Source organism: Mycobacterium sp. SMC-17 (assembly GCF_045310915.1).
Lineage (GTDB): Bacteria > Actinomycetota > Actinomycetes > Mycobacteriales > Mycobacteriaceae > Mycobacterium.
Genome location: NZ_JBJIAK010000133.1, coordinates 1 through 1,775 on the forward strand (window position 1 = coordinate 1; position 1,775 = coordinate 1,775).

The window sequence follows — 1,775 nt, forward strand, 5'->3', positions numbered from 1 at the left end:
CTAGGAGTCTGCTGAATTAATCGGTGTGGCGGCCGGGGTTGACCTGGGATTTCGCTGATAATTGGTGGGTGCAGGGTCGCTCTGATGATCAGCGTGAGTTGTTGGATGCCGAATCGGTTGCCGGGCATCTTCTGAAGCCCGACAGCGTGTTTGCGTTCCTGGCCGCTCATCGCCACGAGCTGTTCCCGGAGGAGATGTTCGCTGATCTGTTCCCGTCACGGCGGGGGCGACCCAGCGTGCCGGCCGAGGTGATGGCCTCGGTGATCACGCTGCAGGCCCTGCACGGGCTCTCCGACAACGAGACGGTGGATGCGGTCACCTTCGATCTGCGGTGGAAAGCCGCGTGCGGGCTGCCGGTCACCGCGCCGGCGTTTCACTCCACCACGCTGACGTACTGGCGGCGCCGGCTGGCGGCCTCTGATCGCCCTAACCGGATCTTCGAGGCGGTCAGAACGGTGGTCGCGCAGACCGCGGTACTGGCGGGCAAGACTCGGCGGGCATTGGATTCCACGGTCCTCGATGACGCGGTGGCCACCCAGGACACCGTGACCCAGTTGATCGCCGCGATCCGCCGCGTGGGCCGCGACGTCCCCGGCGCCGCCGAGGTGATCGAGACTCATTGCACGGCACACAATTACCACGACCCGGGTAAGCCGGCGATCGCCTGGAACGACAAGGCTGCCCGCGATCAGCTCATCGACGCCCTGGTTACTGACGCGCATCGGGTCCTGGGGCATCTGCCCGAGCAGGAGCTGGGACCGCGGGCCGCTGAGGCGGTGGCGCTGTTGGCGTTGATCGCCGGGCAGGATGTCGAACCGGTCGAAGGCTCTGATGGCACCGACGGGCAGTGGCGCATCGCCCAGAACGTTGCTCCGGATCGGGTCGTCTCGACCGTGGATCCTGATGCCCGCCACGCCCATAAGACGGTGCACCGGCGGCAGGACGGCTTCAAGGCCCATATCGCGATCGAACCCGATACCGGGATCATCACCGACTGCGCTCTGACCAAAGCCAGTGGCCCGGATAACCACGAAGCCGTCGTCGGGCTGGCCCTGCTGCAGGAGGAGCCGGCCGGGGTGCGGGTGCTCGGTGATTCGGCCTACGGCACCGGCGCGGCCCGCGCCACCCTCGCCGAACTCAAGCATGTCGCGGTGATCAAACCGCTGCCGTTGCGGGCCCCGGTGCCCGGCGGGTTCACCAGCGATGACTTCGCTATCGATTTCGATGCCCGCACCGTGACCTGCCCGGCTGGGCACACCGTCAATATCGCACCTAAAGGTGGCGCGAGATTTGAGAAGCATTGCCGCACTTGCCCATTACGGGCCCAGTGCACCACCGCGTCACGGGGACGCAACCTCACTATCAGCGAGCATGAACCGCTGCTACGTGCCGCCCGCGCAGCAGCGCGCACTCCCCGGTGGCGGGACGAGTACCGCCAACACCGGCCCATGGTGGAACGCTCCATCGCCTGGCTGACCCGCGGCAACCGCAAAGTCCGCTACCGCGGCGCCATCAAAAACGACCACTGGCTGCACCACCGCGCCGCCGCCCTCAACTTGCGCCGGCTGATCACCCTCGGCCTGACCCACACCGGCACCCACTGGGCCATCGCCTGACACGACCGGGCATTGCCACCCGCGGCACCAGATGCCACGCTCAATGCGGCGGGGTGACCCTCGAATTGTCGACCCTCGGGTCTGACTCACAACACACACGCGCCACAGAGCGCCTTGAGGCACCCCGCCCCAAAACCGCCTTATTCAGCAGGCTCCTAG

Annotated in this window: 1 protein-coding gene; it reads left to right on the top strand. The window is 66.7% G+C overall.

The annotated features are described in order from the left end of the window. The first annotated feature begins 68 nt into the window (after positions 1 to 68). Positions 69 to 1,616, top strand: coding sequence for an IS1182 family transposase (locus ACJH7A_RS30380; RefSeq protein WP_061009594.1), 1,548 nt, complete (start codon positions 69 to 71; stop codon positions 1,614 to 1,616). The last annotated feature ends 159 nt before the right edge of the window (positions 1,617 to 1,775 follow it).